The 24,706-nt window shown below is 58.9% G+C and carries 21 protein-coding genes, 1 pseudogene and 1 other annotated feature; of the genes and pseudogenes, 11 read left to right on the forward strand and 11 right to left on the reverse strand.

The genetic code is table 11. The features are described 5' to 3' along the window. Positions 1-291: 291 nt before the first annotated feature. From xdhA to xdhC, 3 genes and pseudogenes are all read left to right on the forward strand, one after another. A pseudogene (gene xdhA, locus ACTG2J_RS10325) lies at positions 292-2,609 on the forward strand (xanthine dehydrogenase molybdenum-binding subunit XdhA). Beyond that, a complete protein-coding gene (gene xdhB, locus ACTG2J_RS10330; RefSeq protein ID WP_439997461.1) occupies positions 2,602-3,480 on the forward strand; it encodes a xanthine dehydrogenase FAD-binding subunit XdhB in 879 nt (292 codons plus the stop codon). Before xdhA ends, xdhB begins: the two are co-directional and overlap by 8 nt. Continuing rightward, a complete protein-coding gene (gene xdhC / locus ACTG2J_RS10335; RefSeq protein WP_021230037.1) occupies positions 3,477-3,962 on the forward strand; it encodes a xanthine dehydrogenase iron sulfur-binding subunit XdhC in 486 nt (161 codons plus the stop codon). The genes xdhB and xdhC overlap by 4 nt, the downstream gene beginning before the upstream one ends. 117 nt (positions 3,963-4,079) lie before the next feature. Here xdhC and ACTG2J_RS10340 read toward each other — a convergent pair whose 3' ends face one another. Then, the gene (locus ACTG2J_RS10340) at positions 4,080-4,619 is read right to left on the reverse strand and encodes a glycine zipper 2TM domain-containing protein (RefSeq protein WP_058058824.1); all 540 of its coding nucleotides are present in this window, start codon (positions 4,617-4,619) and stop codon (positions 4,080-4,082) included. A 501-nt stretch (positions 4,620-5,120) separates the two neighbouring features. On the opposite strand from ACTG2J_RS10340, the gene ACTG2J_RS10345 reads away from it, so the two are divergent. Then, positions 5,121-5,309, forward strand: coding sequence for a hypothetical protein (locus ACTG2J_RS10345; protein WP_113740031.1), 189 nt, complete (start codon positions 5,121-5,123; stop codon positions 5,307-5,309). Between the two features lie 62 nt (positions 5,310-5,371). Here the strand turns inward: ACTG2J_RS10345 and ACTG2J_RS10350 are convergent, their stop codons facing one another. Continuing rightward, entirely contained in the window at positions 5,372-6,898 is a 1,527-nt protein-coding gene (locus ACTG2J_RS10350; protein WP_201989479.1) for a YfcC family protein, read from the reverse strand. A gap of 666 nt (positions 6,899-7,564) precedes the next feature. Between ACTG2J_RS10350 and ACTG2J_RS10355 the strand changes: the two genes are divergently transcribed. Continuing rightward, the gene (locus tag ACTG2J_RS10355) at positions 7,565-9,187 is read left to right on the forward strand and encodes an acyl-CoA synthetase (RefSeq protein ID WP_439988674.1); all 1,623 of its coding nucleotides are present in this window, start codon (positions 7,565-7,567) and stop codon (positions 9,185-9,187) included. 86 nt (positions 9,188-9,273) lie between these two features. Here ACTG2J_RS10355 and ACTG2J_RS10360 read toward each other — a convergent pair whose 3' ends face one another. Beyond that, on the reverse strand, positions 9,274-10,563 hold the full coding sequence (locus tag ACTG2J_RS10360; RefSeq protein ID WP_439988673.1) for a sensor domain-containing diguanylate cyclase: 1,290 nt from the start codon (positions 10,561-10,563) through the stop codon (positions 9,274-9,276). Between the two features lie 354 nt (positions 10,564-10,917). Here ACTG2J_RS10360 and ACTG2J_RS10365 point away from each other — a divergent pair, with 354 nt between their 5' ends. After that, positions 10,918-12,432, forward strand: a complete 1,515-nt coding sequence (locus ACTG2J_RS10365; RefSeq protein ID WP_439988672.1) for a KAP family P-loop NTPase fold protein — start codon at positions 10,918-10,920, stop codon at positions 12,430-12,432. A gap of 33 nt (positions 12,433-12,465) precedes the next feature. Here ACTG2J_RS10365 and hisIE read toward each other — a convergent pair whose 3' ends face one another. The 8 genes from hisIE to hisG are packed head-to-tail and all read right to left on the reverse strand — an operon-like array spanning position 12,466 to position 19,716. Then, the gene (gene hisIE, locus ACTG2J_RS10370) at positions 12,466-13,116 is read right to left on the reverse strand and encodes a bifunctional phosphoribosyl-AMP cyclohydrolase/phosphoribosyl-ATP diphosphatase HisIE (protein ID WP_439988671.1); all 651 of its coding nucleotides are present in this window, start codon (positions 13,114-13,116) and stop codon (positions 12,466-12,468) included. Beyond that, on the reverse strand, positions 13,109-13,882 hold the full coding sequence (gene hisF / locus ACTG2J_RS10375; RefSeq protein WP_113739585.1) for an imidazole glycerol phosphate synthase subunit HisF: 774 nt from the start codon (positions 13,880-13,882) through the stop codon (positions 13,109-13,111). The genes hisIE and hisF overlap by 8 nt, the downstream gene beginning before the upstream one ends. Beyond that, entirely contained in the window at positions 13,882-14,643 is a 762-nt protein-coding gene (hisA, locus tag ACTG2J_RS10380) for a 1-(5-phosphoribosyl)-5-[(5-phosphoribosylamino)methylideneamino]imidazole-4-carboxamide isomerase (protein ID WP_201989475.1), read from the reverse strand. The genes hisF and hisA overlap by 1 nt, the downstream gene beginning before the upstream one ends. Positions 14,644-14,648: 5 nt before the next feature. Next, a complete protein-coding gene (hisH, locus tag ACTG2J_RS10385) occupies positions 14,649-15,290 on the reverse strand; it encodes an imidazole glycerol phosphate synthase subunit HisH (protein ID WP_201989473.1) in 642 nt (213 codons plus the stop codon). Next, positions 15,290-16,399, reverse strand: a complete 1,110-nt coding sequence (gene hisB / locus ACTG2J_RS10390; RefSeq protein ID WP_160882141.1) for a bifunctional histidinol-phosphatase/imidazoleglycerol-phosphate dehydratase HisB — start codon at positions 16,397-16,399, stop codon at positions 15,290-15,292. The genes hisH and hisB overlap by 1 nt, the downstream gene beginning before the upstream one ends. 15 nt (positions 16,400-16,414) lie before the next feature. Further along, positions 16,415-17,485 (reverse strand): histidinol-phosphate transaminase, encoded by a 1,071-nt coding sequence (gene hisC / locus ACTG2J_RS10395; RefSeq protein WP_113739581.1) that lies wholly within the window; start codon positions 17,483-17,485, stop codon positions 16,415-16,417. After that, entirely contained in the window at positions 17,482-18,807 is a 1,326-nt protein-coding gene (gene hisD / locus ACTG2J_RS10400) for a histidinol dehydrogenase (protein ID WP_113739580.1), read from the reverse strand. Before hisD ends, hisC begins: the two co-directional genes overlap by 4 nt. 12 nt (positions 18,808-18,819) lie before the next feature. Beyond that, a complete protein-coding gene (hisG, locus tag ACTG2J_RS10405) occupies positions 18,820-19,716 on the reverse strand; it encodes an ATP phosphoribosyltransferase (RefSeq protein ID WP_005352174.1) in 897 nt (298 codons plus the stop codon). A gap of 25 nt (positions 19,717-19,741) precedes the next feature. Beyond that, positions 19,742-19,870 (reverse strand) — a sequence feature (His leader region). A gap of 187 nt (positions 19,871-20,057) precedes the next feature. Between hisG and ACTG2J_RS10410 the strand changes: the two genes are divergently transcribed. The 5 genes from ACTG2J_RS10410 (at position 20,058) to ACTG2J_RS10430 (ending at position 24,603) form a co-directional block, all read left to right on the forward strand. Continuing rightward, the gene (locus tag ACTG2J_RS10410) at positions 20,058-20,303 is read left to right on the forward strand and encodes a hypothetical protein (protein ID WP_005336755.1); all 246 of its coding nucleotides are present in this window, start codon (positions 20,058-20,060) and stop codon (positions 20,301-20,303) included. 67 nt (positions 20,304-20,370) lie between these two features. After that, the gene (locus ACTG2J_RS10415; protein WP_113739579.1) at positions 20,371-22,290 is read left to right on the forward strand and encodes an ATP-dependent DNA helicase; all 1,920 of its coding nucleotides are present in this window, start codon (positions 20,371-20,373) and stop codon (positions 22,288-22,290) included. 90 nt (positions 22,291-22,380) lie between these two features. Continuing rightward, the gene (tsaB, locus tag ACTG2J_RS10420) at positions 22,381-23,082 is read left to right on the forward strand and encodes a tRNA (adenosine(37)-N6)-threonylcarbamoyltransferase complex dimerization subunit type 1 TsaB (RefSeq protein ID WP_005345613.1); all 702 of its coding nucleotides are present in this window, start codon (positions 22,381-22,383) and stop codon (positions 23,080-23,082) included. Positions 23,083-23,200: 118 nt separating this feature from the next. Continuing rightward, the gene (locus tag ACTG2J_RS10425; RefSeq protein ID WP_113739578.1) at positions 23,201-23,716 is read left to right on the forward strand and encodes a Slp family lipoprotein; all 516 of its coding nucleotides are present in this window, start codon (positions 23,201-23,203) and stop codon (positions 23,714-23,716) included. 8 nt (positions 23,717-23,724) lie between these two features. Then, positions 23,725-24,603 carry an alpha/beta fold hydrolase gene (locus ACTG2J_RS10430; RefSeq protein ID WP_113739577.1) on the forward strand — a complete coding sequence of 293 codons (879 nt, stop codon included), beginning with the start codon at positions 23,725-23,727 and terminating at the stop codon, positions 24,601-24,603. Positions 24,604-24,706: the final 103 nt, after the last annotated feature.

Consider the following 24,706-nt stretch of genomic DNA (forward strand, 5'->3'; position numbering starts at 1 on the left):
GTTACCATGCCTTAGCTGCTGGTGCCATCGCGATACCATTTTGATAAATCTCCCTACCAGATTGATAGGCTCTCGCCCTTGTTGTCCTCGCAATGCCGATTTTTTCACCGCCGACGGGACACATTTGCTCAGGGGCTGCCCCTGGCTTGTCGCTTCGGGCCAACAAAAGCGGGCTAGATGGGATCCCCTTCACACTTCTCCCCATTCTCCTGATGAGGGCGGGAAACAGGCGCATATCTTGCTGTTTTTTATGCCGGTTCCAGATTTTTCCATTCGAAAAAGGACTTGCATATGTCCATAGGATTACCGCTCCAGCGGGTGGATGCCGAGGCCAAGGTGACCGGCAGCGCCCGCTATACCGATGACAACATCATGCTCGGGATGCGCCACGCCAAGTACGTGCGAAGCAATATTGCCCACGGCAAGGTGCTCGCCATCGATGCGACCGAGGCACTGGCCCTGCACGGGGTCGAAGCCGTATTTACCCATGAAGATGTCCCCACCACCTGTTTTCGCACCGCCGGTCACGCCTGGTCCCTCGATGAGGCGAAACGGGATGTGAAAGACCGCCGTCTGCTCACCGACCATGTACGCCACTTTGGTGATGGGGTCGCCATCGTGGTGGCGCGCGATCCGCTGGTGGCCGAGAAGGCTGCCGCGCTGGTCAAGGTGACTTACGAGCCGCTGCCGGTGATGACGGATGCCGAGAGCGCGCTGGCCGACGGTGCCTATCCCATTCACCCGAGCGGCAATCTGCTACGCCAAAGCCAGCTTCGCGCCAATGACCCGGAGCAGGCCATTGCGGCGGCAGATCTGCAGTTTCAGGCGCACTACCGGACGCCAGTGGTGCAGCACTGCCATCTGGAGACGGTGACCTGTTACGCCTACATGGATCAACCGGACCACATCATCGTGGTCAGCAGCACCCAGATCCCCCAGATAGTGCGCAGCCGGGTGGCCAATCCCTCGGTCTGCCCTGGTCGAGCGTGCGGGTGATCAAGCCCTATATGGGCGGCGGTTTTGGCAACAAGCAGGATGTGCTGGAAGAGCCGATGGCAGCGTTTTTGAGCTACAAGCTTGGCGGCGTGCCGGTCAAGGTGACCTTGAGCCGGGAGGAGTGTTTTTTTGCCTCCCGCACCCGCCACGGCTTTGCCATCGATGGCAAGATGGGCCTCAACCGCGACGGCACCCTCAAGGGCTATCAGCTCGACGTGCTCTCCAACACCGGCGGTTATGCCTCCCACGGCCACTCCATCGCCAGCGCAGGGGGCAACAAGATCAGCTACCTCTATCCGCGCAGCGCATTCGGTTATGACGCCAAAACCTTCTACAGCAACCTGCCCACCGCCGGTGCCATGCGCGGTTACGGCGCGCCGCAGGTGATTTTTGCCCTCGAATGCATGCTGGATGACGCCTGCGCCGAACTGGGGCTGGATCCGCTTGATGTGCGCATCGCCAACGTGGCGCGGGAAGGGGACGTCAATCAGGTCAACCAGAAGACCATCTACAGCGCCGGGTTGCCGGACTGCCTGCTGCGTGGCCGCGAGATGTTCGAGTGGGATCGACTCAAGGCCGAGTGTCTGGGGCAGGATCCTGCCAGCCGTGTGCGGCGCGGCATCGGGGTAGCGTGCTTTAGCTACGGCTCCAACACCTATCCGGTGGGGGTCGAAATTGCTGGCGCCCGCATGCTGCTCAATCAGGATGGCACCGTCAATCTGCAGATCGGCGCCACCGAGATAGGGCAGGGGTCGGACACCGTCTTTGCCCAGATGGCGGCCCAGACGTTGGGCATTCCGTTTGAGCAGATCCGGGTCATTTCGACTCAGGATACCGACATCACCGCCTATGACCCGGGCTCGTTCGCCTCGCGCCAGAGCTATGTGGCAGCCCCTGCCATCCATCAGGCGGCGCTGCAGTTGCGGGCCCGCATTTTGTCGCTGGCGGCCCAGCTCTGTCATCAGGATGTAGGATCCCTCACCTTGATCGACGGCTACGTGGTGCTGGCTGGCGCACCGGACAAGGTGCTGATCAGCGTCGCCGAGGTGTCGGTCAACGCCTACTACCACCTCACCATCGGTGGCCAGATCACCTCCGAGGTCTCCCACAAGACCACCACCAACCCGCCCAGTTTCGGCTGTACCTTTGTCGATCTCAGCGTCGATATCGATCTCTGCAAGGTGACCATCAATCGTATCATCAACCTGCACGATGCAGGCAAGATCCTCAATCCGCAACTGGCGGAGGGGCAGGTGCATGGCGGCATGGGGATGGGGATCGGCTGGTCCCTGTTCGAGGAGATGATCATCGACGCCAAGACTGGCGTGGTACGCAATCCCAACCTGCTCGACTACAAGTTCCCGACCATGCTGGATTTGCCGGAGCTTGAATGCGACTTCGTGCAGACCTACGAGCCCCAGTCGGTCTATGGCCACAAATCGTTGGGGGAACCACCCATCATCTCGCCGGGCCCGGCGATCCGTAACGCCATCCGCATGGCGACCGGTGTCGCCATCAACGAGCTGCCCATCACCCCCAAAACCCTGTTCCGGGAGTTTGTCGCGGCGGGTTTGATTGGCGAGGGATCAGGGGAGGAGCAACACCATGTTTGATATTGCCCGTTACTACAAGGCGCACAGTGTAGCCGAGGCGGTCGCCCTGCGTCAGGCCGACCCCGAGGCGCGCCTCTTGGCCGGTGGCACCGATGTGATGATCCAGCTGCATCACCTCAACGCCGCCTATCGCCATATCGTCGATATTCACGACTTGCCCGAGCTCAAAGGGGTGAGCGAGTTGCCTGATGGGTCGATCCGCATCGGCTCAGGCACCACCTTTACCGAGATCATCGAAAACGAGCTGGTGCAGCGCCGCCTGCCGATGCTGGCCGAGGCGGCCGCTACCATCGCCGGCCCGCAGATCCGCAACGTCGCCACCTATGGCGGCAACATCTGCAACGGCGCCACCAGTGCCGACTCGGCAGCGCCCACAGTGGCACTGGAAGCCGAGCTGGAAATTGCCGGGCCCAATGGTACGCGCCGCATCCCCATCGCCGGATTTCATACCGGCCCCGGCAAGGTGGCGCTGCAACCGGCGGAGATCCTGGTGGCGTTTCACTTTGCCCCGGACGCGCACACCCAGGTGGGCTCCCACTACTTCAAGTACGCCATGCGCGATGCCATGGATATCGCCACCATCGGCTGCGCCGCCTACTGCCAGATTGAGGATGGTCACTTTAAGCGCCTGCGGCTGGCCTATGGGGTGGCGGCCCCGACACCGGTGCGCACCCCTCACGCGGAAGCGGCGGCCGAGGGGCAACCGCTGACTCGCGCCACACTGGCAGCGATTGCCGAGGCTGTGGTAGCCGATGTGGCGCCGCGATCCTCCTGGCGGGCAGAGAAGGAGTTTCGCCTGCACCTTATCAAAACCCTGGCGCAGCGGGTGGTCGCCTGCGCAGTCGAACGTGCCGGAGGGAAGATCCTATGATGCAACCGCAAAGCTGTCCCGCCGTGGAGATCCAGTGCGAGATCAACGGCAAGCCTTACTCCTATGCAGTGCCGCCCACCATGTCGCTGCTCCACTTCCTGCGCGGGCAGGGGCTGATCAGTGTGAAAGAGGGGTGCAGTGTCGGTGAGTGCGGCGCCTGTACCGTGCGGGTGAATGGCACGGCCATCGACAGCTGCCTCTATCTGGCGGTCTGGGCCGATGGCAAATCCATTCGTACCGTGGAGGGGGAACGCAAAGGTAACGAGCTCTCTGATGTGCAGCAGGCCTTTATCGACGAGGGGGCGGTGCAGTGCGGTTTTTGCACGCCTGGTCTTGTGATGGCGAGCGCCGCCCTGCTCGACAAGACCGAACGCCGTCCGCTGACCGATGCGGAGATCCGCCGCGGGCTGTCGGGCAACCTCTGCCGCTGTACCGGTTATCAGAACGTGGTACGGGCGGTGAAGAAGTGTTGCAAAGGGTGATAGTTCGGGTGCCGTGAGTGGTGCGTGCCGTTATTTGAAAAAAGGAAATCAAGCCGCCCAAAAACACAGGCCCGCCTCGAAAGAGGCGGGCCTGCTGCTGAGTGGGGTCAGGAGAAATCACACTTTTGGCTGGTCGATCACCAATTTGCCATCTTTGACCGGAATGGTGGCGCCCGGGACTTGCTTCATGCGGATCACCCCCTCCTGACCTGCGAGGCGATAGGTCACGTCATAACCTATGGTGTTGACGCTCGTATCCTGCACGGTCTTGCAGCGCTGCTCGGTGGTGGTGTAGGTATCGCCCGCCTGCATATTGCCCTGCACCTGATTACCGGCATAGCCACCCGCGACGGCCCCTGCAGCAGTGGCCACCTTCTTGCCGCTGCCGCCGCCAAACTGGTGGCCAACCACGCCACCCAGCGCCGCGCCAACCACTGTGCCGAGGATCTTGTGCTCATCCTGTACCGGCTTGCGGTGGGTCACGGTGACGTTGCGACACTCCTGTCGGGGAGTCTTGATGGTCTCGGTGATCGGCTTGCTGGCGATCACCTCGGCAAAGGTGGGCTGGGGTGTAAAGAGGGAGCCGCTGGCCGCCGCCGAGAGTGCCAGGGCCGAGGCGATGCCAATACCGATACCTGCCATCATGGATCTGTTCATCTTGTTGTTCTCCTGCATACCCATACGGGCTGTTCCAATCTGGCGCCATCTTGTCATAACCGGTTGGCCGGACAAGGCGAGGGGGATGGGCCTGCGACAGGCGCTGGCAAGGTCAAAAAATAGCCACCATGAAAAAGTGTCGGGCTTTGGCGACAACGGACTAAAAGTGACCAGTTTCCGTCGCATGGCGGGCTTTGCCAGTGTGATAAGGAGCAATTCGAGTCGCAATTTGCAAGGCGGGCGGTGAGCAGAATGCCAGAGTGGCAAAGTGCTGACGGGGGCAGGTCAAGGGAGGTCTTGAACAAGGGCTCTGTTTGTTGAGATGGCCACGCAAGTAATTGATAAATGGCTCCAGCCCCATCGGATGTTGGCCGATAAGAGATCACGGCAAGCATTTTGCTTTGATTGGGTGAAGCAAAGGGTGAGCGGGTCGGCAGACAACTGCGTAAGACCTGATATGAAGACGTTCACCCGAGATCACCGGATCAACGAGGGGGAGATATGTCAATGTTACCCAGCTGGATCACCCCGGCCGTCCAGGCCAACATCATCACGGCGCAGCAGGCCGAACGTCTGCTCTCATCCCTCTACCGGCCCCTGGCCGAGCAGGGAGAGGAGCTTCCTGCCGATATCGCCGACATCAGCCTTAAACTCTACTGCTTCCGCCAGCAGGAGCGGGTGCGCCACTAAGACTGACAAAAGAACACCCCGCGCCAGGCTCGGGGTGTTGTCACTCATGTATCACAGGCCCATCAGGCCAACATCACTTGCACCACCAGCATCAGGGCGCCAAATCCCAGCACAAAACCCACCATGGGCAGCACGAACTTGACCCACTTGTTGAACTGGATGCCGAGCATCTGCAGAGTGACCAGCACCAGTCCGGTGGGGGCCAGAAACAACATGGCGTATTGCCCCCAGTTGTAGGCCGACACCACGATATAGCGCGGGATCATGACGGTATCTGCCAGCGGCGCCATGATGGGCATGGAGAGCACTGCAAGCCCCGAGGAGGAGGGCACCACCAGCCCCAGCAGGGCGAACACCAGCATCTGCGCCACCGCGAACACGGCGCCATGCATGCCGGAGACCAGATCGGAGGCATAGGCCAGAATAGTGTCCGAGATCATCCCCTGATCCAGCACCAGATTGACCCCCCGCGCCAGTCCGATGATGAGCGAAACGGCCACCAGCTCCGATGCGCCCTGGGTGAAGGCTTCGACCGCCTCTTTCTCTTTGAGGCCCGAGATAAAAATGATGATGATGGCGATGGTCAGGAAGGAGGCCGCCATCTGCGGGAACCACCAACCCGCCATGGAGACGCCCCACACCATCAGCGGGAAGGCGAGGATAAACAGGGTCAGAATGATCTTGCGGCGCAGGGTGAAGGGCACCCCTTCGTCCATAGAGCCCTCTTTGAGAAAACGGGCGCGAAAACTCTCTCTGTCCTCATAGGTGTAGGAGAAGGCTGGATTGGCCTTGATCTTCTTGCAGTACCAGTAGAGATAACCGATCACCACCAGGGTGCCCACCAGACAGCCAATGGCGCGAAAGATCAGCCCCTCGGTAAAGGGAATGCCAGCGGCATTGGAGGCGATCACCACCGAGAAGGGATTGATGGTGGAGAAGGTGGTTCCCATGGAGGCGGCGAGGAAGATGGCCCCTACGCAGACGATGGAGTCATAGCCGAGCGCCAGAAAGATGGGCACCAGTATGGGGTAGAAGGCGACCGCTTCTTCCTCCAGTCCGCAGGTGGTGCCTCCCAGCGCCATTACGAAGCAGACCAGCGCCACAAACAGGAACTCGTTGCCCCGGGTCTTGCGTGACAACGCCACCAGCCCTGCACTGAAGGCACCTGTCTTGTTGATGACGCCGATCAGCCCCCCGAGCACCAGAATAAAGACGATGATATCCGCCCCCTCTATGGTGCCCTTGACCATGCTGACTGCCACGTCACCGAGCCCCTTGGGCGCTTGCTCCAGTCGTGCATAGGTGCCGGGAATGGCGATGGGCTTGCGGATGGTGCCGTTGGTAAATTGCTCCACCGCGATATTGATATTGAGTTTTGCCAGAGCATCCTGGGTTGCGGGAAGTCGGCTTATTTCCCCCTGTGGGCTATTGACCATCAGGCTTTCACTGACCGGATTATATGAGAGCTTGGCATAGGCGCCCGCCGGAATTATCCAGGTCAGCGCAATGGCCAGCAACATAATAAGAAACAGAATGGTAAATGCAGTAGGGAATTGTCTGCGTGGTGTAGTATTCGGCACGGCACTCATAAAATGCTCCTTGATAAAGCAGGTTTGGGCTCGGCGGAATATCGGGTCGATAGGGTTTCTGCGTCATACATCTAAGGTACGCAAACTCACTGTGGATTGCGTAGTGATTGGCGAGAAATCTGGCCTGATATTGAACATCCGGTAGATTGTTTCACGTTGTAACCGTAACCCGTGCTCGGCTGGATGAACATGGCACCATGCTCACTTTATGGGATGGCTCACAGAATTTATTTGTCATGGATCTAATAGCTGATATGAAATAAAAGTTATTATGCAATAACTATTTCAGCTTTCGTTTAATGTGGCTTGTCTTAAATAAATGCCATGAAAGTAGTGCGCACCGAGATGAATGAAATGACATATAAAGAGGCTTTGGCGGAATAATATTCCATTATCGCCATTTTTCGTTATTCGCCAAAAACAGCCAGTGAAAAAAATGGCACGCTTTCCCGTAATGAAATATTTTTTGCAACGAAAACAGGGAACCCCTGTTGGCAGCAGGCTGTTCCTGTCTAAGACGTTTTGCTAATACCTGCCGCCGCAGGCTCGCTGTTAGGCTGTCATCCCCATAAGAGACCAGTGACGGGCAGGATGCCCATGTCGCTTACTGATCTCTGAATCATCCCTAAACTGCCCGTTTTGTGCCACTTGTGAGGAAGGAACCCGATGACAGTGCAGAACATCTATCAGCGCGATCTGGAAAAAAATCCCGCCAATTTCGAGGCCCTGACCCCCATCAGCTTTTTGGGGCGGGCGGAGCGGGTCTACCCCGACTATCCGGCGCTGATCCACGGCCCGCTGCGCCAGAGCTGGGGCGAGACCGCCCGCCGTTGCCGCCAGTTGGCCTCTGCCCTGCGGCTTCGCGGTATCGGGGAGGGGGATACCGTCTCCATCGTTGCGCCCAATATCCCGGCGATGTTTGAAGCCCATTTCGGGGTGCCGATGAGCGGCGCCGTGCTCAACACCATCAATACCCGGCTCGATGCCGAGTCGATGGCCTTTATCTTCCAGCATGCCCAGAGCAAGGTGGTGCTGGTGGACAGGGAGTTTGGCCCTGTGGTGCGCAAGGCGCTGGATCTGCTGGAGAGCCAACCGCTGGTCATCGCCATCGATGATCCCCTCTACCGGGAGGGTGCGCTTATCAGTGACCTCGACTATGAACAGTTCCTTGCGCAAGGGAGTGGCGATGAACCCGGCTGGTTGCCAGAGGATGAGTGGCAGGCCATCTCACTTAACTACACCTCCGGCACTACCGGCAACCCCAAGGGTGTGGTCTATCACCATCGCGGCGCCCACCTCAACGCCATCAACAACGTACTCTCCTGGGAGCTGCCCAAACATCCCGTCTACCTCTGGACATTGCCGATGTTTCACTGCAACGGCTGGTGTTTCCCCTGGACGCTGGCGGCCACCGCCGGGGTGAGCGTCTGCCTGCGGCATGTGCAGGCCGCCGCCATTTATGAGGCGCTGCACGAGCACAAGGTGAGCCACTTCTGCGCAGCGCCCATCGTGCTCAATATGCTCAACAATGCCGATCCGGCGCTCAAGCGGGGGCTGGATCACCCCATCAAGGTGATGACCGCTGGCGCTGCGCCCCCCGCCACCGTGATCGCCGGTATGGAAGCGATGGGGATCGCTGTGACCCACGTCTATGGCCTGACCGAAACCTATGGCCCCTGCGTGTTGTGCGAACCGCAAAGAAGCTGGCAAGGTCAGGATGCCACGGCGCTCTCCCGCCTCAAGGCGCGCCAGGGGGTTGCGTCACCTCTGCAGGGGGAGATGCGGGTCATCAATCCGGTCAGTGGCGAGCCGGTGGCCAAGGATGGCAAAACCATGGGAGAAATAGTGCTGCGCGGTAATGTGGTGATGAAAGGCTATCTGAAAAATCCGGCGGCCAGCGCCGAGGCGATGGCGGAGGGGTGGTTTCGCAGTGGCGATCTGGCGGTATGGCACCCGGATGGTTATGTGGAGATCAAGGACAGATCCAAGGACATCATCATCTCCGGCGGGGAGAATATCTCCAGTCTGGAGGTGGAAGATGTGCTCTATCGCCATCCCGATGTGGACGAAGCGGCGGTGATCGCCATGCCCGATGAGAAGTGGGGGGAGGTGCCCTGCGCCTTCGTCAAACTGAAAGAGGGGCGAGAGACCACCCAGGCGGAGTTGATCGCCTTTTGCCGGGAGCAGATGGCCCACTTCAAGGCCCCCAAACGCATCATCTTCACCCCGCTGCCGAAAACCTCCACCGGCAAGGTGCAAAAGTTTGTGCTGCGCAAACAGCTGGGGTAGCGGCCTGTTCGTAAGGAGCCAGCACAGCCATTCATAGGAGGGAGATACGAGGGAGCTGGAGGGCTGCTGGCCCTCCCGTTGTATGGCTAGGGTGCCTTGCAGGCGACGCAGTTGCGGCCGCTCTGTTTAGCCTGATAGAGCATCTGATCGGCGCGGGCGTAGAGGCTCTCCATCAGCTCCCCTTCGCCATTTTCCACCAGTCCGGCGCTGATGGTGATGACCAGCTTCTCCCCATCGGGTAGGGGGAGCGGGCTTTGCATCACCTGCAGGCGCAGCCGCTCGGCCAGGGATGCGGCGGCCGAGAGGGTGGTGTTGGGTAGCAAGATGGCAAACTCGTCACCGCCGATGCGGGCCAACACATCTTCGCTGCGCAGCACCGATTGCATCACCCTGCCCAGATGCACCAGCGCGCTATCCCCAAGGGGATGGCCGAAGCGATCGTTGATGCACTTGAACTGATCCACATCCAGCACCATCAGCACCGAGGTGAGGTGGTGGCGCATGTCCAGACTGAGGTTCTTCTCGCACAACTCGAAAAAGAAACGGCGGTTGTAGAGACCGGTGAGGCCATCGCGCACCGACTGTTGGTGCAGCTGCTCCTTGAGCTGGTGCAGTTCGGTAATGTCGGAGGAGATACCGATCAGGGTGGGGGTGCCATCCCCCAGCAGAAAGGGCACCTTGACCGACCAATAGTAGTGCTGATTTCCCTCGGGATCGGTCAGCATCTCTTCCCCGGCTTGCAGCTCGCCGGTTTCGAATACCCGGTTGTCCAGCCGCCACAGCTGGCAGGCGCTGGCAGCCGGGATCACCTCGTCATCGCGCCGGTTGATGATCTGCTCGGCAGGAAGGCCCAGCAGATCGGCGACCTTTTGGTTGACGTAGAGAAAGCGGTGCAGGCTGTCCTTCATATAGATATGGGCATCCACATTGGCGAGGATGATTTCCAGCAGTTGATGCTGCTCCGCCATGCGGGCCTCAATCAGCTTGTGTTCGGTGATATCGGTGGAGATGCCGCACAGGCCGATCAGGTTGCCATCCTTGTCATGGATGGGCTTTTTAACGGTCCAGTAGCAGCGCTTTTCCCCGGTGGATTTGAGGTAGTTGATCTCCTCCTGGGCGATGGCGAGTTGTTGCTCCAGTACCAACCGGTCGTTGCGTTGAATGGTGTCGGAGAATTCGAGATCAAAAAAGGCCCGATCATCCTGCCCCTGCAACTCGGCGAGGGTGCAACCAAAGAGATCCAGCACCGCCTGATTGGCATAGGTGTAACGGCCCGCCAGATCCTTGGTAAACATGTAGGCGTCCGTCTCGTTGAAGATGGCTTTGAGGTGATCCAGCTCATGCTGTAACTGGATAGAGAAGGGTTCATTCTTCATGGGGTTAACCATCCTTGGTCAATGGAGTCGTTGTATACCGCGCTAATATATGTACCAACGGTTTAAATTAAGCACTGAACAGGCCATATTTCGTGTTTATTTCCGCAAGTTCTGCGCCATGTCACACGATTGTCATCGTTGGTGTGGTCAAAGGAAATCAACTGAGTCCGTGGCTATGCAGATAACCGTCCCACCTATATCGGCCCGGCATCGTGGGCGAGCAGCAGAGCAATTGCCCGGCAGTTAAATACGCCAGCCCGAGCGGCAGAAAGGGCAACAAACAGGTCTTTAATCAAACAATTTTCACTGTGCCCCTGATATCATCCTCAGCAACGCAATATGGAGAGATTCGAGATGGCAGTGGCACCGTTTAATTGGGATGACGTTGTTCAGTGGGACGGGCCGGGGGCCATTGCGGGTAGCGAAGAGATCTTGAGTGCCGATCGGCTTGATCGTGCCCGCTATGCAGAGTTTCTGACCAACTACTTGGCCGCCGAAGGCAAGCAGCGCAACTATGTGCTCAACCTCAATGCCGAGTGGGGGGCGGGTAAAACCTGGTTTATCAAGCGCTGGTATATGGAGCTGAAAGCGCACTATCCCACCGTCTATATCGATGCCTGGCAGCAGGACTTTTCCGATGATCCCTTATTGACGGTGATTTCGTCGATTATTGAACAGCTGAAAGAAGAAGCGGGTAGCCCTCAGCTTTCCCCCTATCTGTCGACCAAATTGGCATCATTGTTAAAAGCAACTGCGCCGATAGTAACCAAGGCTCTGTTTAAAAAAGTCTCTGGCATCAATATCGATGAAGTCCAAGAGGTCATTACAGCTGATGACGCGGGCAAACTGGTTGAATCACTTTTTCAAGATACTCGTAAAAAGACAGAAGCAGTACAGTTGCTCAAGCATGAAATAAAACAGTGGGTTGAAGCAATTATTGGCAAGAAAAAGAAACAGGCACCCGCATTTATCCTGATTGATGAGCTGGATCGCTGTCGCCCCTCCTATGCGGTAGAAATGCTGGAGACCATCAAACATATTTTTGATATTCCCGGGGTAGTATTTGTACTGGCAACAGATACTGAGCAGTTGCAGCATGCTATCAAGGTCATTTATGGCGATGGTTTTGATGCAGAAAGCTATCTTGGACGATTTTTTCATAGACGATTTACGTTAGGCAGTATCTCTCGGCGAGAGTTTATTAAGCAGGCAGTTGTAGATAAAAAATTGCATTTTGAGTATATCAATGTATGGCCTGAGATCACTAATAGCCAAGTGTTGGTAAATGTATTAACTGCTGTTTGTGATCATTTTTCATTGAGCTTAAGAAAAACAGAGCAAGTGTTGGATCGAACGATCGCGTCCATCGTAAATTACCAAGGTCGCACATTAAATCTGATTTTTCTTGTTTACCTGTTCTCTCTATGCGAGAAAAACAATGGAGATTATCGCGCTGTAGCGGATGGCAAAATGCCTAAGACAGATAACCATCCTACTTTGAAAGGTTTTAATAGTCTGACAAGTGAGTATGAAGAACAACATTTTCAATGTTTTATAAAAGCAGGGAGTACTATAGGAAGTTATATTAAGTATGTCGATGGTGAACGATATGCAAATCCATTTAAAGATAGTGAATATATGGTTTCCTTGAGAAACATTTTAGTCATGTCTTATGAGGGGCTATTGAAGCCGACTTTAGATGATGAATATTCATCTCGTTTTATCTCGTTAACAATAGATTGTGTTAGGCGTATGCGGAATTTGACTGTAGAAGAAAACACTATTTTGGCAGAAAAGGAACTGTCACTATTGGAGCGACGCTTAACAACGTATAAAAATTTAGTTGAGCTAGCCGTGCATCTTGACTAAATAAAGCCGGGGTAACCCGGCTTTATTATCAGTTTATTTATTATGCCGCTCATAAAGCCGCTGAACGACATCCTGTAATCCCAGACCTTCATTTTGCAGCAGTACGGTCAGGTGGTAGAGCAGATCGGCGGATTCGTTGATGAGCTCCTCCCGATCCTTGGCCATGGCGGCCAGCGCCACTTCGACACCTTCCTCACCGACCTTCTGGGCGATGCGCTTGGTGCCTTTGCCATAGAGGCTGGCGGTGTAGCTGGTGGCCGGATCGGCCCCTTTGCGGGCGGCCAGCACCTGTTCCAGCTCCACCAGAAAACCGAGGGGTGGCAGCGGGTGACCATGGAAACAGGAGGTTGTCCCTTTGTGACAGGTGGGGCCGACGGGGTTGGCGGCAATCAGCAGAGAGTCCTGATCGCAGTCGGTGCTGATGGCCACGAGTTGGAGCACATTGCCCGAGCTTTCACCCTTGGTCCAGAGCCGCTGTTTGCTGCGGCTAAAGAAGGTGACCTGACCGGAGCTCTGGGTCTTCTCCAGCGCTTCGCGGGTCATAAAGCCCTGCATCAGCACCTCGCCGCTGGCGGCATGCTGGACGATGGCGGGGATCATGCCGTCACACTTTTCCCAGTCGAGTTGCTCGGCAAGGGGGCGCGCGCTGGCGGTTGTTTGTGCATTTTCAGAGAAGTTATTCACGGATGGCGACTCCTTCAGTTTTCAGCCAGCGTTTCAATTCGGGAATGGGGATAAGGCCCTTGTGGAACACAGAGGCGGCCAGCGCCCCGTCCACATCGGCGAGGGTGAAGGCATCGCGAAAGTGTGCCATGGCACCGGCGCCGCCGGAGGCAATCAGCGGCACCTTGCAGATGCTGCGTACCAGCTTGAGCTGCTCGAGATCATAACCTTGGCGCATGCCGTCCTGATTCATCACGTTCAGCACGATTTCGCCCGCGCCGCGCTTTTGCACCTCCTGCACCCAGTCGAGAGTGTGCCAGGCGGTGGTGCGGGTGCGGCTCTCGTCACCAGTAAACTGTTTGACCTGATAGTGGCCCGTGTCGGCGTCGAAGTAGGAGTCAATCCCCACCACCACGCACTGCACGCCAAAGCGCTCGGCCAGTCGGCTGATCAGGGTCGGGTCGGCAAGGGCAGGGGAGTTGATGGAGACCTTGTCGGCGCCAAATTCGAGGATCTGGCGGGCGTCTTCGACGCTCTTGATGCCACCGGCGACGCAGAAGGGGATATCGATCACCTCCGCCACCCGGCTCACCCAGCTCTTGTCCACTACCCGGGCATCGCTGGAGGCGGTGATGTCATAGAACACCAGCTCATCAGCGCCTTCCTCGGCGTAGCGGCGCGCCAGCTCGACAATGCCGCCCATCACCTCGTGGTTGCGAAACTGCACCCCCTTGACCACCACGCCATCTTTCACGTCGAGGCAGGGGATAATGCGTCTTGCCAGCATCAGTTACCTCCTGTGGTAACGGCTGCGGGAGCTTGCCAGCAGGCGATGGCGTCACCCACCGAGAACTTGCCCTCCAGCAGGGCGCGGCCAAGGATGACCCCCTTGACGCCGGAGCCCTTGAGCGCCTCGATATCTGCGATGCCGCCAATGCCGCCGGAGGCTTGAAAGGCGACGCTCGGGTAGCGGGCGCAGAGATCCCGATAGAGCTCGACATTGGTGCCAGCCAGGGTGCCGTCACGGCTGATGTCGGTGCAGAGCACGTGCTTGAGCCCGGCGGGGAGGAAGCGCTCGATCAGTGCTTCGATGGTTACGCCGCTGTTCTCCTGCCAGCCTGCTACCGCGATATGGCGATTGCCCTGCTCATCGATATTGACGTCCAGCGCCAGCACGATCTGCTCGGGGCCGTATTTCTCCATCCAGCTGGCTACCAGATCCGGGGATTTGACGGCGGTGGATCCAATCACCACTCGGCTGGCACCGGCGGCCAAGAGATCTGCCACATCCTGCTCGGTGCGCACGCCGCCACCGACTTGCACAGGCGCTTCGGTGGCTGACAGCAGTTGGGTCAGCAGGGGCAGCTGGCGCGCCTTGGCATCCTTGGCACCGTCCAGATCCACCAGATGGAGCTGCACCGCCCCCTGGGAGACATATTCGTCAAAGCGGGCCTGCGGGCTGCTGCTGTATTCGGTCTTCTGCTGGTAGTCCCCCTGATAGAGGCGAACTACCTGACCGTTGATAAGGTCAATTGCGGGAATGATCATGCTAGTCACAGCTCCAGAAAATTTTGCAGCAAACGGGCACCGGATGCGCCTGAGCGCTCCGGGTGGAATTGGGCGCCGAAGAAGTTGCTGTGCTCTGCAACCCCACCGACGATGGCGGTAAAAGGGTTGCCGTAGTCGCAGGTCGCCAGCGTCGCTTCGGTTACCTCCAGCGCATAGGAGTGGACGAAGTAGAAGTAGCTGCCGCTCGGGATCCCCTTGAGCAGAGGATGGGTTTCGTCATGCTCAATCTGGTTCCAGCCCATATGGGGCAGGCGCAGATTACCGACCTCCATCAGCCGGATTTTGCCCGGCACTATGCCAAGGCAGTCGATGAGATCGCCTTTACTGCCATCGGCACTCATGCTCTCTTCGGAGGCCTCCGCCAGCATCTGCATACCGAGGCAAAAGCCCAGCAGCGGCTGCTTGGCGGCGCGAATAAGGGGCACCAGTCCCCGTTCATTGAGGTTTTTCATGGCGGCCACCGCAGTGCCGACGCCGGGCAGGATCAGCTTGTCCGCCTGCTCGATATCAGCCGCCACGCTTGAGACCAGCGGCTGCACGCCGAGGCGTTCGAACGCCATTCTGACCGAGGCCAGATTTGCACAACCGGTATCGATAATGACCAGCTTCTGCTTGCTCACATCCATCACAGCACTCCCTTGCTGGAGGGAAGTTCGCTCCCTTCCACCCGAATAGCCTGACGCAGGGCGCGGCCAAAGCCTTTGAACAGCGCCTCTACCTGATGGTGGGTATTGCCGCTGCCCACCTTCATCTGCAATGTGATGGCCATGGCGTCTGACAGCGAGCGGAAGAAGTGGGGCACCATCTCGGTGGCCATCTCGCCAACATTGTCGCGGCCAAAGCCGCTCGGGCAGTCAAACACGAAGTAGGGGCGGCCGCTGAGATCCAGCGCGGTGCTCACCTCCTGCTCGGTCAGCGGGCGCGCATCGATCACCGCTTGCACTTCGTCCATTGCCAGCACGAAGCCGAAACGGCCGATGCCGCGCTTGTTGCCAAGGGCCTGACGCAATGCCTGACCGAGGGCCAGACCGACGTCTTCCACCGTGTGGTGATCGTCGATATGCAGGTCGCCGCTGACGTTCAGCTTGAGTTGGAAACCGGCGTGGGTGGCAATTTGATCCAGCATGTGATCAAAGAAGCCTATGCCGGTGGCGATCTGGTTGCCGCCGCTCTTGTCTAAGTCCAGCGCCACCTGGATGCGGGTCTCCTTGGTGTTGCGCTCCACCGAGGCTACGCGCCCCTTGGAAAGCAGCTGATCACGGATAGCGAGCCAGTCGTGATCCTGCGGGTGGTAGCGAATACCGCCAATGCCCATATTCTCGGCAAGCTGCAGGTCGGTCTGGCGATCGCCAATCACGAAGGAGTTGGCAAAGTCGATGCGACCCGAGGCGAGGTACTCTTTCACCAGCCCGAGATGGGGCTTGCGGCAGCTGCAGCCGTCGGTGGGGAAGTGGGGGCAGATCAGCACCTGCTCCCACTTCACCCCTTGCGATTCAAACAGGTGCATCATCAGGTCGTGGGGTGGCTGGAAGTTCTCCAGCGGCAGGCTGGCGGTGCCCAGCCCATCCTGATTGGTCACCATCACCAGCACGTAGCCTGCGGCCTGCAACTCGCGCAGCACCGGAATGACCATGGGCTCGAAGCGCAGTTTGGCGAGGCTATCTACCTGCTTGTCGGTCACCGGCTCTTCAATCAGGGTGCCGTCGCGGTCGATAAACAAAAACGGGGTCTTCATCGCTACATCCTTGTCTTACAAAGTGGGAGAGGGCAGATCACGCAATACCGCCAGCACGGCATCCATCTCGCCCTGATAGCCGATGGTGACGCGAATGCTGTTATCAAGGCCGGGTTTGGTCGAGAAATCCCGCAGTATGATGCCAGCGGCCTTCATGGCGGCAAAGACGGCTGCGCCATCCACAAAGCGCACCAGCACGAAGTTGCCCTTGTCCTCGAATACTTCCTTCACGCAGGCAAGCGTTGTCAGCTCTGCCTTGAAGGCGGCTTTTTGCTTGTTGAGCTCTACCACTCGCTCCTGCATCAGCTCCAGCCCCATGGGGGAGAGGGCTTGTGCCGCGATCTGGGCGATGGGCTCGGGGATGGGATAGGGGGCGATCACCTTGGCCAGCATGGCGATCACCTCGGGGCTTGCCAGCGTAAAGCCGCAGCGGATCCCCGCCAGGGCAAAGGCCTTGGAGAGGGTGCGGGTCACCACCAGATTGGGGAAGCGGGCCAGCAGGTCCACCACGGACGCTTCCGGGCAGAACTCGATATAGGCCTCGTCCACCACCACGATGGCGCGATCCCGCGCTTTTTCCAGCAGGGCGATGAGGCCGTCGCGCCCCACCAGATCCCCGGTGGGGTTGTTGGGGGAGCAGAGAAACACCAGCTTCACGTCACTGAGGCGATCGGCGATGGCGGGCCAGTCAGGTTGGCGGCTGGCGGTCAGCGGCTGCTCGACGATACCGACGCCACAGGTCTCGGCGCTGATGGCGTACATGCCGTAGGTGGGCGGGCAGATGAGGATCTGATCTTCACCCGCTTCGCAGAAGGTGCGGATCAGCAGTTCGATGGCCTCGTCGGCGCCGCGGCTCACCAGCACCTGATCGGGATTGACCCCGGCGTAGGCGGCATAGCCGTTCACCACCTCGGCCGGTTGGCACTCGGGGTAGCGGTTGAGGCGGCTCCCCTCGATGGTAAAGGGATAGGCCTGCGGCGCCTCGTTGGCGTTGAGCCAGACGTGGCCCTTGCCGCCGATGCGGCGGGCGGATTGATAAGGGGTGAGGGCCCGCACCACGCGGCGCGCCAGATTGGCAATGCTCATGACAAATCCTTCTGCTGTGCTGTTTGTTGGGGCGCGGCGGCCAGGGCGTTCAATCTCAGCGTCACGGCGTTCTTGTGGCCATCGAGCCCTTCGGCCTGAGCAATGCGCTCGACAATGGGGCCAAGGCCGCGAATACCTTCGGCGCTCAGCTCCTGCACTGTGTAGCGGCGCTGATAATCTGCAAGGCCAAGGCTCGAGCAGGTGCGGGCATAGCCATAGGTAGGCAGAGTGTGGTTGGTGCCGCTGGCGTAATCGCCGACCGACTCGGGGGTCCATGCTCCCAGAAAGATGGAACCGGCATTCTCAAGCTGGTCCAGCAGATCGCGGGGGGCGCGGGTCTGCACGATCAGGTGCTCCGGCGCGTAGGCGTTGGAGATGGCACATGCTTCGGCCAGATCGTCACAGAGGATCACCAGACTGCTGCCGAGCGCCTGGGCGGCGATATCGCGGCGGCTCAACTTGGCCAGCTGGCTCTTGATCTCCCCTGCGATGGCATCGGCCAGTAGCGGCGAGGTGGTGATCAGCACCACCTGGCTGTCGGGACCATGCTCGGCCTGGGAGAGCAGATCCGCCGCCACGAAGGCGGGGTTGGCGCTCTCGTCGGCAATCACCAGCACCTCGGAGGGGCCGGCGGGCATGTCGATGGCGGCGCCGCGCCAGTCGCGGGAAACCTGCCCCTTGGCTTCGGTTACATAGGCGTTACCCGGGCCGAAGATCTTGTCCACCTTGGGAATGCTCTCTGTGCCGTACGCCATTGCCGCGATGGCCTGGGCGCCGCCGATGGCGAACACCTTCTCGACGCCGCAGGCGCGGGCGGCAAACAGGATCTCGTCGCTCGCCGGAGACGGGGTGCAGAGCACCACTTCACGGCAACCGGCGATAGCAGCCGGAATGGCCAGCATCATCACGGTGGAGGGGAGCGGCGCGCTGCCCCCCGGCACATAGAGGCCGACCCGACTGATGGGTTGGGTGCGCAGCTCGCACACCACTCCGGGTTGGGTCTCTACCCGTACCAATGGCTGCATTTGGGCGGCGTGGAAGGTGCGAATGTTGGTAATGGCCGCTTCGATGGCATTTTTGATGTCGTCATCCAGCCGCGCGCAGGCGGCTTCAATCTCATCTTCGCTGACGCGCAACTGCTCACGGGGGGCACGCTCGAAGCGCTGGCTCAGCTCGCGCAGGGCCTCATCGCCACGGCTGCGTACCGCGGCGATGATCTCTTTGACCACGGCGCCAATATCGGCCTCGTCATTGAGGGCGGGCCGGGTCAGCACGTCGGCCTGCTGGGCAGGGGAGAGGGTCTTCCAGATCAGGGTCTGCATGATGTCCCTTCCTTATTCCATCATTTTTTCGATGGGCAGCACCAGAATGGAGCTGGCACCCAGAGCCTTGAGCTGCTCCATAGTCTCCCAGAACAGGGTCTCGCTGGAGACGACGTGCAACGCTACCTGATTGGTGTCTCCGGCCAGCTGCATGATGGTGGGGCGTTCGGCACCCGGCAGCAGATCTGTGATGGCATCGAGCTTGTCTTTGGGGGCGTGCAGCATGATGTACTTGCTCTCGCGGGCCTGCTGCATCCCCTGAATGCGGGGCAGCAGTTTGTCGATCAGCTTCTGCTTGGCATCGGACAAGGGGTTGGGGGCCTGTACCAGCACCGCCTTGGAGCGGTAGATCACCTCCACCTCTTTGAGGCCATTGGCTTCCAGGGTCGCGCCGGTGGAGACCAGATCGCAGATGGCATCGGCCAGGCCCGCACGGGGCGCCACTTCCACCGAGCCGCCCAGCATCACGCTCTTGAAGCCAAGACCCTTTTCATCAAAGAAGCGCTTGAGCAGCCCGGGGTAGGAGGTGGCGATGCGCTTGCCCGCCAGACTCTGTGGCCCTGTGTAGGTCACATCTTCCGGCACCGCCAGCGAGAGGCGGCAGCCGCCAAAATCGAGCTGCTTGAGGGTTTTGACTTCGAAGGGCAGGCCCTGTGAGGCGCGGATCAGCTGCACTTCTTCCAGCACGTTCTCGCCGATGATGCCAAGATCGACCACCCCTTCCATCACCAACCCCGGGATATCATCATCACGCACCCGCAGGATATCGATGGGCATGTTCTCGACATGGGCGATGAGGCGCTGCTCGCGCAGGTTGATCTTGAGGCCACAGCTCTTGAACAGGGCCTGGGAGTCCTGGCTCAGACGACCGGACTTTTGCATGGCGATACGCAGACGTTGTGTTTCCATTTGCTCGATTTCCTTCTAGTCAAAAACGAAAAAACCCTCGGAAGTGGGTGCTTCCGAGGGTTTATGAATCTTGCGGTCCTTTTGGAAGTCACCAGTTAAGTGTCTTCCAGCAGTCAACCTCCTGAAAGACTAGTCGGGATGATGATGGTGGTGATGAGTCTTCAGGGTGGTGAACTTCATGTAATCAATCCTTTACAAAATAAGATGTCGTAATTGACGCCTGATTTAAACTACCTGCCTTGACAGAAAATGCAACCCGAAATTGTGATTTGATCGATTAAAGTGGCGAAAACGGTTTTCTGGTCGATAACTAGACAATAACCCCTGCAGGAGTCGCCATCATGCCCAGCCAGGACCTGTTGTTCCCCATTTTGCCCCGGGCGCCTGCCGCGCCCGGCAGCGAAGAGATCAAGCGGGAAGTGAACCAGATCAGCAAAAAGCACCAGCTGCGCAAGACCAGCACTGATAACAGTGACTCCCAACAGCGCCAGCAGGCGTATAGCACCCCCGCCAAGCGTGATCAGCCAAAGGCGGAGGAGGGCGATCACAAGCCGGATCCCGAGCATCAGATCGATCTGTTCGTCTAGGCAGATTATCTGTCCCGCTTTTGCCGCGCTTTTGGCATAATGTCCGCTTTTGCTGCGGGACGCCCTTTTGACCATCCAGACCCTGTTCAAGCCAGATGGCCCTCTGGCCAGCCATATCGACGGTTTCAAAGCCCGCGCTCCCCAACTGGAGATGGCCGAAGCGGTCGCATGCGCCATCAAAAGTGGTGGCCGTCTGCTGGTGGAGGCGGGGACCGGTACCGGCAAGACCTACGCCTATCTGGTCCCTGCGCTGGAATCCGGCAAGCGGGTGGTGATCAGTACCGGCTCCAAGAACCTGCAGGAGCAGCTCTTCTATCGGGATCTCCCGACAATCACAGGCGCGCTCTCCTACACCCCGCCGGTGGCCCTGCTCAAGGGGCGCAGCAACTATCTCTGCATCGAGCGGATGAACCGGCTCTTGAGCGAATCCCATCTGCAAAAGCCTGAAATCCTGAACGATCTGGTGAAGGTCAAATCTTGGTCCACTGCTACCGATAACGGCGATGTGGGGGATATTCCGGGATTGCAGGAGAACGCCGAGATCCTCGCCCACGTCACCAGCACCAACGATAACTGTCTCGGTCGCGACTGCCCCTATTACGACGACTGCCATCTGGTGGTGGCTCGTCGCCGCGCCATGGATGCCCAGGTGGTGGTGATCAACCACCACCTCTTCTTCGCCGATATGGCGGTGAAAGACACGGGATTTGGCGAGTTGGTGCCGGAAGCACAAGTCTATGTGTTTGATGAAGCCCATCAGCTGCCGGAGATCGCCACCAACTACTTCGGCAAATCGGTAGGCAGCCGAACGATTCAGGATCTGGCGCAGGATATCCAGCTGGCCTATCGGGCAGAGGCCCACGACATGGCCCAGCTCGGCAAGGCGGCGGACCGGCTCGCTATCGCCAGTCAGGATCTGCGTCTCGCCTTCGGGGTGGATGGCGGTCGCGGCAATACCCGCGACATGTTGCGCCAGCCGCTCTGGGGCCAGGCGCTGGCCCGCCTCAACGATGCCCTCGGACTCTGTTATGAAGTGCTGAAACTGGCTCTCGGCCGGGGCGAGCAGCTGGATCACGCCTTCGGGCGCATCAGTGAACTGCGCACTCGCCTGGGTGAAGTGCTGGCGGTCAACCAGACCGGTTTCTCCTACTGGTATGACTGCTCGCGGCTTCATTTCACCCTCAATCTGACGCCGCTTTCGGTGGCCGAGCGATTCAGTGCCGAGGTGCAAAGACCGGAAGTGGCCTGGGTCTTCACCTCCGCCACCCTGACGGTGGATATGCGGTTTGATCACTTCAAGGCCGAGCTGGGGCTGGCAGGCAGCGCCGAGCTTATTCTCGACAGCCCGTTCGACTATGGCGAGCAGGCGCGGCTCTGTGTGCCCCGCTATCTGCCGGAACCCAACGCCTTTGGCCGTGGCGAGCAGCTGGCCAATCTGATGATCCCCCTCATCAACAAGACGCCTGGGGGCTGTTTCTTCCTCTGCACCAGCCATCAGGTGATGCGTCAGGTGGCCGAGGTGCTGCGCCGGGAGATTGGCCGCACCGTCTTGCTGCAGGGGGAGGACAACAAGCAACGGTTGCTCAAGGAGTTTGTCGAGAATGGCCGCGCCGTGCTGGTGGCGACCAGCAGTTTCTGGGAGGGGATCGACGTGCGAGGGGCGGCGTTGTCGTGTGTTATCATCGACAAACTGCCGTTTGCCAGCCCCGATGATCCGCTGCTCAAGGCGCGGGTGGATGATTGCAAGCTCAAGGGGGGGGATCCCTTCGCCGAGCTGCAGTTGCCCAAGGCGGTGATTGCCCTCAAGCAGGGGGTGGGGCGGCTTATTCGTGATCGCAGTGATCACGGGGTGCTGGTTATCTGTGATCCACGCATGGTCAACAAACCTTACGGCGCCACCTTTATCAAGAGTCTGCCTGCCATCCCTCGCACCCGGGAGTTGGGTACGCTGGGGAGTTTTTTCGATCGCACTGAACGCGGTGAATAAATGTGTCGCCAGCTAACAGATTTGAACAACGGGTGAGCATATCTCGCTTGCCGGTTATGTAATTGACTGATTTTATAGAGATTGGAAAGCATGAACGAGTTGAAGATCCTGGCCGTAGATACCGCCACCGAAGCCTGCTCCGCCGCCTTGCTGGTGGGTGACAAGCTGTTCTCCCGCTGGGAGGAGGCGCCACGGGATCACACCCGAAAAATCCTGCCCATGGTTCAGGCTGTGTTAGAGGATGCCGGGATAAGTTTGAGTGACCTTGATGCCATTGCGTTCGGTCGCGGCCCGGGCTCCTTTACTGGCGTGCGGATCGGCATCAGTGTGGCGCAAGGTCTGGCGTTTGGTGCGGGGGTGCCGCTGATCGGCATCTCGACCCTGGCCGCCATGGCGCAAGGTGCCTATCGACTGGATGGCGCCGAGCAGGTGCTGACCGCCATCGATGCGCGGATGAACGAGGTCTATTTCGGCCGCTATGAGCTGATTGATGGCCGCATGCAACTGGTGGGGGACGAGGTGGTGAGCGAGCCCGCGGCACTGGTTGACGTCCGTGGCAAGCTGGCGGGCCCTGTGACCTGCGTCGGCACCGGTTTTGAAACCTATGGCGAGACCCTGAGTGGTTTGGCCGATGAGCTGGCGGTGAGCCAGGTACGTTTCCCGGCGGCAGAGGACATGCTGCCGCTGGCCCGCGCCGCCTGGCTGGCGGGGGAGGCGGTGCCGGTTGAACAAGCAACGCCGGTCTATTTGCGTGACAAGGTGACCTGGAAAAAACTGCCGGGTCGCGAATAAGGGCAGGAGCACTGACAGCATGTCGCTCTTGCCGCTCATCAGCTGCAATAAAAGCGGGTGGTCCGACAGGCCACGCTGGCAACAGGAGAGTGACATGATGCGTAATAGCAGAAGCGACATGATGAAACGCACTATGGTGGTCGGGGCGCTGGCTCTGCTGCTCGGGGCCTGTAGCTCGGTACCCAAGGAGCTGGCCTATGAGCCAGAAAACCAGCTGGTGGCTTATCAACCCGCCCTTGGCGGAATGGAGGGCAAACCGGCCCGCTGGAGCGGCGTTATCTCGGCGGTGCACAACAAGGCGGATCAGAGTGTTATTGAAGTGGTCTATCTGCCGCTTAAATCCAACGGTGTGCCGGAGCAGACCGAGCAGAGCCCGGGCCGTTTTCTGGCCATCATGAAGGGTTTTGTCGATCCGACCCTCTACGCCAAGGGGCGCAGCCTGACGGTGCTTGGCACCATAGGCAAACCGGTGGATAGCCAGATTGGCGAGCACAAGTACCGCCTCTCTGTGCTCAATGTGACGGGCAGCAAGCTGTGGCCGCCAGTCAAGGAGGTGGAGGTGCGCTATATGGACCCTTACTTCTACGACCCCTTCTATGATCCCTTCTGGCCGAGACGGCCGCTGCGTCGCTAAGGCTTGCCATGATCAAGAGCATCAAAAGCACTCTGCACGAACGCCTGCTCACCTTGGCAGATGGGCGGCGGGTAGCCCTGCTGGATAACCAGTCTGCGGAGCATGATCAGCAGGGCAAACCCCTGCTGATCGCCCTGCATGGCTGGCTCGACAATAGCGTCAGCTTCTTGCCGCTGGCGCCCCATCTGGGTGATTTTCACCTCATCTGTGTCGATCTGCCGGGACACGGTCACTCCGATCACAAAACCACCCCTTATGTCTTTGTTGACTGGCTGGACGATCTCTACCAGATCGTGCAGGCGGCAGGGTGGTCGCGCTTCACTCTGCTCGGTCACTCCCTCGGGGCGCTGATCGCCTCCGCCTATGCCGGGGTGTTCCCCAAACAGGTGGAGCGGTTGATCATGCTGGAGGGGCTGGGGCCGCTGAGCCAGCCCGATGAGGAGGTACCTGCCCAGCTGCGACGAGCGATTTTAAACCGCAGTCGCACCCGGGAGCGCAGTGCTAACGGCTTTGCTTCCATCGATGAAGCTGTCGCCGCCCGTTGCAAAGTGGCGGATATCACGTCGCAGGCGGCGCGTCTTATCTGTGAGCGGCAGCTTGAAGAGCGGGCAGGACGCTGGCACTGGCGCAGCGACCCCCGTTTGCGGGATCTGTCGCCCCTGAGAATGAGCGAAGGACAGGCTCGGGCATTGATGGCGGCTATCCGTTGTCCTGTGCTGTTGATTCAGGGGGAGCAGGGCTTTGCTGCACTTGAAGCCCAATGGCAGGCCCGTCAGGATGCTTTCCAGCAGATCGAGCGGGTCATATTGGGTGGAAACCACCATTTTCATATGGAAAATTCGGTTGATACGGCCGTTTGTATCGTAAAGTTTTGTCAAGTTCGGTAGAATCGCCAGCTTTCAATAATTCCAGGTTTGTTTTCTCCCTCACATTTTTCTGTTGTTAATTTGCTGTTAATTGATGTTGCGCTGTGTAAATATGTGCGGCATT

This window comes from Aeromonas sp. 6P (genome assembly GCF_051919525.1).
GTDB lineage: Bacteria > Pseudomonadota > Gammaproteobacteria > Enterobacterales > Aeromonadaceae > Aeromonas > Aeromonas veronii.